This is a genomic window from Streptococcus pseudopneumoniae (assembly GCF_038148935.1).
GTDB lineage: Bacteria > Bacillota > Bacilli > Lactobacillales > Streptococcaceae > Streptococcus > Streptococcus pseudopneumoniae_U.
The window spans coordinates 1-9,128 of record NZ_JBBJZX010000079.1; the positions used below are offsets into that span (position 1 = coordinate 1).

The 9,128-nt window shown below is 38.0% G+C and carries 10 protein-coding genes and 1 pseudogene; 8 read left to right on the top strand and 3 right to left on the bottom strand.

From position 1 onward, the window contains the following. The 6 genes and pseudogenes from WKI42_RS08280 to WKI42_RS08305 all read left to right on the top strand — a co-directional run. Window positions 1-81: pseudogene (locus tag WKI42_RS08280) on the top strand (poly-gamma-glutamate biosynthesis protein); the annotation flags it as partial. Between the two features lie 21 nt (window positions 82-102). Further along, window positions 103-930, top strand: coding sequence for an HAD family hydrolase (locus tag WKI42_RS08285; protein WP_368081665.1), 828 nt, complete (start codon window positions 103-105; stop codon window positions 928-930). Between the two features lies 1 nt (window position 931). Next, a complete protein-coding gene (locus WKI42_RS08290; RefSeq protein WP_368081666.1) occupies window positions 932-1,567 on the top strand; it encodes an SGNH/GDSL hydrolase family protein in 636 nt (211 codons plus the stop codon). 77 nt (window positions 1,568-1,644) lie between these two features. Next, window positions 1,645-2,370: a CppA family protein gene (locus tag WKI42_RS08295; protein WP_368081667.1), complete on the top strand. Its 726-nt coding sequence runs from the start codon at window positions 1,645-1,647 to the stop codon at window positions 2,368-2,370. Then, entirely contained in the window at window positions 2,367-3,302 is a 936-nt protein-coding gene (locus WKI42_RS08300; protein WP_368081668.1) for a serine hydrolase domain-containing protein, read from the top strand. Before WKI42_RS08295 ends, WKI42_RS08300 begins: the two co-directional genes overlap by 4 nt. Window positions 3,303-3,310: 8 nt before the next feature. Further along, the gene (locus WKI42_RS08305; protein WP_000065448.1) at window positions 3,311-4,207 is read left to right on the top strand and encodes a DMT family transporter; all 897 of its coding nucleotides are present in this window, start codon (window positions 3,311-3,313) and stop codon (window positions 4,205-4,207) included. A gap of 44 nt (window positions 4,208-4,251) precedes the next feature. On the opposite strand, the gene WKI42_RS08310 is transcribed toward WKI42_RS08305, so the two are convergent. Beyond that, the gene (locus tag WKI42_RS08310) at window positions 4,252-4,950 is read right to left on the bottom strand and encodes a GntR family transcriptional regulator (protein WP_000936191.1); all 699 of its coding nucleotides are present in this window, start codon (window positions 4,948-4,950) and stop codon (window positions 4,252-4,254) included. 141 nt (window positions 4,951-5,091) lie between these two features. Here WKI42_RS08310 and guaA point away from each other — a divergent pair, with 141 nt between their 5' ends. Then, on the top strand, window positions 5,092-6,654 hold the full coding sequence (gene guaA, locus WKI42_RS08315; protein ID WP_368081669.1) for a glutamine-hydrolyzing GMP synthase: 1,563 nt from the start codon (window positions 5,092-5,094) through the stop codon (window positions 6,652-6,654). Window positions 6,655-6,746: 92 nt separating this feature from the next. Then, entirely contained in the window at window positions 6,747-7,577 is an 831-nt protein-coding gene (locus WKI42_RS08320) for a type II restriction endonuclease (RefSeq protein ID WP_112444157.1), read from the top strand. A gap of 18 nt (window positions 7,578-7,595) precedes the next feature. Here WKI42_RS08320 and WKI42_RS08325 read toward each other — a convergent pair whose 3' ends face one another. Further along, complete coding sequence (locus WKI42_RS08325; RefSeq protein WP_050242102.1) at window positions 7,596-8,510, bottom strand: DNA adenine methylase; 915 nt, start codon at window positions 8,508-8,510, stop codon at window positions 7,596-7,598. Window positions 8,511-8,802: 292 nt separating this feature from the next. Beyond that, the coding region (locus tag WKI42_RS08330; protein ID WP_368081670.1) for a hypothetical protein at window positions 8,803-9,128 on the bottom strand (326 nt) is incomplete at its 5' end.

Here is a 9,128-nt window from a genome sequence, read left to right on the forward strand (position 1 = left end):
CAATTAGATGAAGCGACTAAGGAACGAATTGATACAGCCTATAAAGAAATGAACGAACATGTGGGATTGAAGTGGGATTAGCTTGAATCCAGAGGAAAGTAAATGACGATTAAAGTAATTGCGACAGATATGGATGGGACCTTGCTGGATGCTAGAGGCCAGCTGGATCTCCCACGCTTGGAAAAGATTTTAGATCAGTTGGATCAAAGGGGCATTCGTTTTGTCATCGCGACTGGGAATGAAATTCACCGTATGAGACAACTGCTGGAGCACTTGGTCGATCGAGTGGTTTTGGTTGTTGCCAATGGAGCTCGTATTTTTGAAAACAATGAACTGATTCAGGCTCAGACATGGGATGACGCCATTGTCGACAAGGCTTTGGCTCATTTCAAGGGTCGAGCGTGTCAAAATCAATTTGTTGTAACAGGTATGAAGGGTGGTTTTGTCAAAGAAGGTACGATTTTTACAGAACTTGAAAGTTTTATGACTCCAGAAATGATTGAAAAATTCTACCAACGGATGCATTTTGTAGATGAATTAACCTCCGACCTCTTTGGTGGTGTTCTCAAGATGAGCATGGTTGTTGGTGAGGAGCGTTTGAGTTCGGTCTTAGCAGAAATCAATAACCTATTTGATGGCCGTGTTCGGGCTGTATCGAGTGGCTATGGTTGCATTGATATCCTCCAAGCGGGAATTCATAAAGCATGGGGCTTGGAAGAATTACTCAAGCGCTGGGACTTGAACCCCCAACAAATCATGGCTTTTGGTGACAGTGAAAACGATGTTGAAATGCTTGAAATGGCTGGGATTGCCTATGCGATGGAAAATGCTGATGATAAAGCCAAAGCTGTTGCGACGGCTCTAGCGCCAGCCAACAGCCAAGGAGGAGTTTACCAAGTCTTGGAAAACTGGTTAGAAAAAGGAGAATGAAGTGGCAGTACAGTTATTAGAAAATTGGCTCCTAAAGGAACAAGAAAAAATACAAACCAAGTATCGTCACTTAAATCAGGTTTCAGTTGTAGAGCCAGATATTCTTTTCATTGGGGACTCCATTGTCGAATATTACCCTCTGCAGGAGTTGTTTGGGAATGCAAAGACGATTGTCAATCGAGGCATTCGAGGTTATCAGACAGGGCTGTTACGAGAGAATCTGGATGCGCATCTATATGGTGGAGCAGTAGATAAAATTGTCCTTTTGATTGGGACGAACGATATTGGAAAAGATGTGCCTGTGAATGAGGCTCTCAATAATCTCGAAGCTACTATTCAATCCATTGCTCGTGATTATCCACTGACAGAGATAAAATTGCTTTCCATTTTGCCAGTCAATGAGGGAGAGGAGTACAAGCAGACAGTCTATATCCGCACGAATGAAAAAATTCAGAACTGGAATCATGCCTATCAAGAGCTTGCTTCGGCCTATATGCAGGTGGAATTTGTGCCAGTATTTGATAGTTTGACAGACCAGGCAGGCCAACTCAAAAAAGACTATACTACTGATGGGCTGCACCTTAGTGTTGCCGGTTATCAGGTTTTGACCAAAGCCTTGAAAGACTATCTTTACTGAAATAATCTGTAAATTTGAGCATAATATCTTGTAAAAAATTCTAAAATCCTATAAAATAAAAAGTGACGGAGGAATTTATGAATGTAAATCAGATTGTACGGATTATTCCTACTTTAAAAGTTAATAATAGAAAATTAAATGAAACATTTTATATTGAAACCCTTGGAATGAAGGCCTTGTTAGAGGAATCAGCCTTTCTATCACTAGGTGATCAAACAGGTCTTGAAAAGCTGGTTTTAGAAGAAGCGCCGAGTATGCGTACTCGTAAGGTAGAGGGACGAAAAAAACTGGCTAGATTGATTATCAAGGTGGAAAATCCCTTGGAAATTGAAGGACTCTTATCTAAAACAGATTCGATTCATCAATTATATAAAGGTCAAAATGGCTACGCTTTTGAGATTTTTTCACCAGAAAATGATTTGATTTTGATTCATGCAGAAGATGACAGAGCAAGTCTAGTAGAAGTAGAAGAAAAACCTGAATTTCAAACAGATTTGGCATCAATCTCTTTAAGTAAATTTGAGATTTCTATGGAATTACATCTCCCAAATGATGTTGATAGTTACTTGGAACCATCTGAAGTTGGGACATCACTTGATTTTATCCCAGCACAGGGGCAGGATCTGACTGTGGACAATGCGGTTACTTGGGACATATCTATGCTTAAGTTCTTGGTCAATGAACTAGATATAGCAAGTCTGCGCCAAAAATTTGAGTCTACCGAATATTTTATTCCTAAGTCTGAAAAATTCTTCCTTGGTAAAGATAGAAATAATGTTGAATTGTGGTTTGAAGAAGTATGAAGTGGACCAAGATTATTAAAAAAATAGAAGAACAAATCGAGGCAGGGATTTATCCTGGAGCCTCTTTTGCGTATTTTAAGGACCATCAATGGACGGAGTTCTATTTAGGACAGAGTGACCCAGAACATGGCTTGGATACTGAGGCAGGACTGGTTTATGACCTAGCTAGTGTCAGCAAGGTTGTTGGGGGTGGTACTGTTTTTACCTTCTTGTGGGAAAAAGGTCAATTAGATATTGACAGACCAGTAACTGATTTTTTACCTGAAAGTGATTATCCAGATATCACTATTCGTCAGCTCTTGACTCACGCAACAGATCTTGATCCGTTTATTCCCAATCGAGACCTTTTAACAGCTTCAGAATTAAAGGAGGCTATGTTTCATCTCAAGAGACGAAGTCAGCTAGCCTTTCTTTATTCGGATGTCCATTTTTTACTTTTGGGTTTTATTTTGGAAAGAATTTTTAATCAAGATTTGGATGTGATTTTAAAGGATCAAGTTTGGAAACCGTGGGGAATGACGGAAACCCAGTTTGGGCCTGTTGGGCTTGCTGTTCCAACAGTCAGAGGTGTCGAGGCAGGTCTGGTACATGATCCCAAGGCTCGCCTCTTGGGCAGACATGCAGGTAGTGCTGGTTTATTTTCGACTGTAAAGGATTTACAAATCTTTTTAGAACACTATTTAGCAGATGATTTTGCAAGAGATTTGAGTCAAAATTTTTCACCTTTGGATGACAAGGAACGTTCTTTGGCATGGAATTTGGAAGGAGATTGGCTAGACCATACGGGCTATACAGGTACCTTTATCATGTGGAATCGTCAGAAGCAAGAAGCGGCCATTTTCCTATCGAATCGTACCTATGAAAAGGATGAACGAGCCCAGTGGATATTAGACCGCAATCAAGTGATGGACTTGATTCGTAAAGAAGAGTAAGGAGAGACATGTCAAATATTTTAAAAGGGACTTTACTAACAGTTGTGGCTGGTATTGCTTGGGGCTTGTCAGGAACGAGTGGCCAATACCTGATGGCACACGGAATTTCAGCTTTGGTCTTGACTAACTTACGACTTTTAATCGCTGGCGGGATTCTCATGCTCTTGGCTCATGCTACTGCAAAGGATAAAATGCTGGCCTTTTTAACGGATAAGAAGAGTTTGCTGTCTCTTCTTCTTTTTGCTCTAATTGGTCTATTCCTCAATCAATTTGCCTATCTAACTGCTATTCAGGAGACCAATGCAGGTACCGCGACAGTGCTTCAGTATGTTTGTCCTGTCGGGATTTTGATTTATAGCTGTATCAAGGATAAGGTGGCGCCGACACTGGGAGAGATTATTTCCATCATATTCGCCATTGGAGGAACCTTCCTGATCGCAACACATGGGCAGTTGGACCAGTTATCTATGACACCTGCAGGTCTGTTCTGGGGTCTCTTTTCTGCTCTGACTTACGCTCTTTATATCATTTTGCCCATAGCCTTGATTAAGAAGTGGGGGAGCAGTTTGGTCATTGGTGTGGGAATGGTCATAGCTGGTTTGGTCGCCCTTCCTTTTACAGGAGTTCTACAGGCCAATATACCGACTAGTCTTGATTTTCTCCTTGCGTTTGCAGGTATTATCCTTATCGGGACTGTCTTTGCCTATACAGCTTTCCTTAAAGGAGCCAGTCTGATAGGACCGGTCAAGTCAAGCTTGTTGGCTTCAATTGAGCCAATTTCGGCTGTATTCTTTGCCTTTCTAATCATGAATGAACAATTTTATCCCATTGATTTTCTTGGTATGGCAATGATATTGTTTGCTGTAACCCTGATTTCTTTGAAAGATTTACTCTTAGAAAAATAAAAAGACTCTTTGTCGTCCGTGACAGAGAGTTTTTGCCTAGTAATCTAATTATTTTCAAGATAAAATTCAAAACGTTCGCCTACATACTGACTTTTTACGTATTCAAATGCAGTACCATCTTCTAGGTAAGAAACCTGAGTTAAACCAAGAATAGCATGCCCTTTTTCAACTTCTAAATAGTGGGCAATCTTTTCTTTAGCAAGACGAGCATAGATGGTCTGCTGTGATTTACCAATACGGTAGCCATGTTTTTGCAAGGTTTGGAAGAAATGACTGGTGATTTCTTCTTTTTTAAAGTCCTTAATGAATTTCTCAGGAATAGAAGCAACCTCATAAACCAGAGGAACTTGGTCGGCATAGCGAACCCGCTCCATTCGGATAATATTTTCGGTAGGAGAAATTCCTAGCTTGGCAACTTCCTGTTCATTGGGAATGGTTTTTCTGTAGGAAATGAGTTGGCTAGAGGGTACTTTACCTTGGGACTTAACAATTTCAGTAAAACTGGTTGTCCCTCGCATTTTTTCTTGTACACGTGTACTGGATACAAAGGTGCCGCTTCCTACACGACGCTCTAAAACGCCTTCTTCGACCAATAGAGATACGGCTTGGCGGAGGGTCATGCGACTAACCGCAAACTGCTCTGCTAAATCTCGTTCACTAGGGAGTCTTTCTCCAATAGCCCAACGGTGCTCGTCAATATCCTTTTTAATCTGATCGTGGATTTTCATATAAGCAGGTAGCATATTTTTCACTTCATTTCTATCTTTTCTCTATTGTACCCTAATAAACTAGAAAAAGTCAAACTTCGCCTTGTTTAGTTGGTAATTCGCCCTTATTTGTGATAGAATATTGAAAAAAGATATTTCTTTTGAGAAAGGAAAAAGATGAGCAACATTTCAACTGATTTGCAAGATGTAGAAAAAATCATCGTATTGGACTATGGTAGCCAATACAACCAGCTGATTTCACGCCGTATCCGTGAGATTGGTGTGTTTTCAGAACTAAAAAGCCATAAAATTTCAGCTGCTGAAGTTCGTGAAATCAATCCTGTAGGAATTATCCTTTCAGGTGGTCCAAATTCTGTATACGAAGATGGTTCATTTGATATTGACCCAGAAATCTTCGAACTTGGTATTCCTATTTTGGGAATCTGTTACGGTATGCAGTTATTGACCCATAAACTTGGAGGAAAAGTTGTCCCTGCAGGTGATGCTGGAAATCGTGAATACGGTCAATCAACCCTAACTCACACACCATCAGCTCTTTTTGAATCAACACCTGATGAACAAACTGTATTGATGAGCCATGGTGATGCAGTTACTGAAATTCCTGCTGACTTTGTTCGTACAGGTACATCAGCTGACTGCCCATACGCAGCCATCGAAAACCCAGATAAACACATTTACGGTATCCAATTCCACCCAGAAGTTCGTCATTCTGTATACGGAAATGATATCCTTCGTAACTTTGCCCTTAACATCTGTAAAGCTAAAGGCGACTGGTCAATGGATAACTTCATTGATATGCAGATTCAAAAAATTCGTGAAACTGTCGGTGATAAACGTGTCCTTCTTGGCCTATCAGGTGGTGTTGACTCTTCAGTTGTTGGAGTTCTTCTCCAAAAAGCGATTGGCGATCAATTGATCTGTATCTTCGTGGATCACGGTCTTCTTCGTAAAGGTGAAGCAGATCAGGTTATGGATATGCTTGGTGGTAAGTTTGGTTTGAATATCGTCAAAGCAGACGCAGCTAAACGTTTCCTTGATAAACTTGCAGGTGTTTCTGACCCTGAGCAAAAACGTAAAATCATCGGTAACGAGTTTGTCTATGTCTTTGATGACGAAGCAAGCAAGCTCAAAGATGTGAAATTCCTTGCTCAAGGTACGCTTTACACAGACGTTATCGAGTCTGGTACAGATACAGCTCAAACTATCAAGTCACACCACAACGTGGGTGGTCTTCCAGAAGACATGCAGTTTGAATTGATTGAACCACTCAACACTCTTTATAAAGACGAAGTTCGTGCCCTTGGAATAGAACTTGGTATGCCAGACCATATCGTATGGCGCCAACCATTCCCAGGACCAGGTCTTGCTATCCGTGTCATGGGTGAAATCACTGAAGAAAAGCTAGAAACAGTTCGTGAGTCAGACGCTATTCTTCGTGAGGAAGTTGCCAAAGCTGGTCTTGACCGCGATATCTGGCAATACTTCACAGTTAATACAGGTGTTCGTTCAGTCGGGGTTATGGGTGACGGTCGTACATATGACTACACGATTGCAATCCGTGCGATTACTTCTATCGATGGTATGACAGCGGATTTTGCAAAGATTCCTTGGGAAGTCCTTCAAAAAATCTCTGTACGTATCGTAAATGAAGTGGATCATGTTAACCGCATCGTCTACGATATCACAAGTAAACCACCTGCAACAGTTGAGTGGGAGTAAGAAAAATTACAATAAAAAGGCTTTGAAATCAATGTTTCAGAGCCTTTAATTAAATAATCGCAAACAATTCGCAAACAAAAGGAGCTGAGTAAATGACACCTTATACAGATAAAATAATTGATACTATTGCTAAGTATTTACCAAAAAATGAAAATGAATGGGAACTCGTTGGTTTTATAAACAAAAAGAAGGAAATCTACACGTTTGGGAGTGATTCAAAGATTATAGGTAGATTATTTGAAGTTATAGCTTTCGAAGCATTGCAACGTTCAGCCAATGAATTGGGCTATACTTTACATGAATCTGAAAAACAAACTGTATACCCTGATTTTTATTTTAAAAAGCAAGATGGGCGAAAAATTGCCATCGATATAAAAACTACTTACAGAAGAAGCGAAAATACGAAATTTGGCTTTACTGGAGGTAGTTTTACAAGTTTTATGAGAAATGGAACAAAGAATATTGTAGGTCATTACTCTGATTATGACGGTCATTATATTTTAGGTGTTGTCTATACTCGAGAGACGAAACCAACTACTGGAAAAGTTAATTTTGAGAAATTAGATTCTATAATTCCTGCATATAAAAATATAGAAATGTTTGTTCAAGAAAAGTATAGAATATGTGGTGATAAGAAAGGCAGTGGAAATACCGATAATATTGGAACAATTACTTCAACATCCATTAAACCTTTTGTTTATGGTGCAGGCCCTTTCTCCGTTTTAGGAGATGATGTGTTTAAAGATTATTGGAAACATTACCCAAGATATACTGATACCCAAAAGGTAAAACAATCTTTATATAATAATCTTGAAGGATATTTTGATTGGCTTTCTAAAACAGATGAACCTAAATCGCTAGAATTAAAACAATTATATTCAGATTATCTATCTCAGTACGATGAAACATTTGATAAAAAATAGAGCAGTTCGCTCTATTTTTTATATTTCAAAAAGGCTAATTTGCTCTTGTTCAGGATGCACTTCATTTAGGTTTGAATTAGATTCACTTATTACTAGGGCTTCTATCATTTTATTTCGATTAGATTCCTTTGCTCCTAAGTGATAAAAATGTTCAGTAGTTAACAACTTTCCATCCGTCCATTTTTCCATGTGGGTATTTTTTCTATACTGATTTTCGTACCACATACTAAAGGCGTATCCTGCTTTTCCTTTTTGAGTAAGTTCTGCGAGTAATGTCGCGTATTCTTCACTCCAAGAATCATAATATCCATCATATCGATCAATGTACGGAGGGTCTAAATAAACAAAGTCATTTTCTCCCATCATCTCAAATGCTTTAGTGAAAGGAATACAGATAAATTCCCAATCTTTACCCTTCATTATTTTTTCAATCCATGAAACTTGATTTACAATTTTTGTAATCAATGCTTTTTGAAATCTCTCTGGTTTTCGTCCAAAAGGAACATTATAATTACCTTTATTATTAAAACGTATCATTCCATTAAAATTGGAACGTTGTAAAAATAAAAAATCTAAAGAGCTATGTTCTTTATTAAATCTATCTCTAACTTCATAGTAATAAGATGTCTTATCAGCCGGAGTACTAGATAATTTAGTTGCTTCATTTTCTAAAAAAGTTCTAACTGTTTGAGCAGTAATCTTCTTTGATTGAATATCTTTGTAAAATTGAATGATATAGGGATTGGTGTCACTAAAAATAGCCTTCTGTGGTTCTAAATTAAAACCTACTACACCAGATCCCATAAATGGTTCAAAGTATGTTCCTTTACCATCCCACTTTATTGATTCAGCAATAAATGGAACTAATTTAGTTTTTATTCCTTGGATTTTAATAGGTGGTACTTTAGGTGTGATAATTTTTTTAGGTAACAATTGTAATTCTCCTCCCCTACTATATGTATTCTATTATAGCATTTTTTATACTTTTTTCTTCAAAAACTGATTATAAACTTCTCCTCTTCCTAAAATGTAAAGTTAAACGCATAAAATATTTAACACTACAAAAAATAGTCAAATAAATGTATTCTGCATTAAAAATTGATCTAACCATTGTTGAACCTTCTTTATATAATTTCAGTGTTGTAATTATTTCACGCCACTGTTATAAAATAAGTGTCGTGTTTTGTCGACACATAAAATTGAAATAAAAAAATAGGATTGAAGCCTAAATTTTTCCGTGACGCACTAAAAGAGAACCCCTCACTATCATTCTGATAACAAAAGAAGTGGTTACATAATTTGTTTCTGTATATAGAGGTAAAATCTTTTTTAACTCAGCAATATCATCAATAGTAGTTTGATTTACTTGTAAATCAGTTCGAGTTTTTGGGGCACTTCGTTCTTCAACTTGAGACCCAAATTTTAATACTTTATCCCAGTTTTGTTCAGCAGTAATTTTTTTAGAATCTAAATAAGCTTGATTTACGACAAACCCATTAGTAAGATGAAGATTATCAAATTCTCCAGTTGCTTTTATTTCTTTTTTTAGAG

Bases quoted from the DNA above. Each gene is read 5' to 3' on its own strand.
- WKI42_RS08310 (WP_000936191.1), bottom strand. From the start codon at position 4,950: ATGCTACCTGCTTATATGAAAATCCACGATCAGATTAAAAAGGATATT.
- guaA (WP_368081669.1), top strand. From the start codon at position 5,092: ATGAGCAACATTTCAACTGATTTGCAAGATGTAGAAAAAATCATCGTA.
- WKI42_RS08305 (WP_000065448.1), top strand. From the start codon at position 3,311: ATGTCAAATATTTTAAAAGGGACTTTACTAACAGTTGTGGCTGGTATT.
- WKI42_RS08320 (WP_112444157.1), top strand. From the start codon at position 6,747: ATGACACCTTATACAGATAAAATAATTGATACTATTGCTAAGTATTTA.
- WKI42_RS08285 (WP_368081665.1), top strand. From the start codon at position 103: ATGACGATTAAAGTAATTGCGACAGATATGGATGGGACCTTGCTGGAT.
- WKI42_RS08300 (WP_368081668.1), top strand. From the start codon at position 2,367: ATGAAGTGGACCAAGATTATTAAAAAAATAGAAGAACAAATCGAGGCA.
- WKI42_RS08295 (WP_368081667.1), top strand. From the start codon at position 1,645: ATGAATGTAAATCAGATTGTACGGATTATTCCTACTTTAAAAGTTAAT.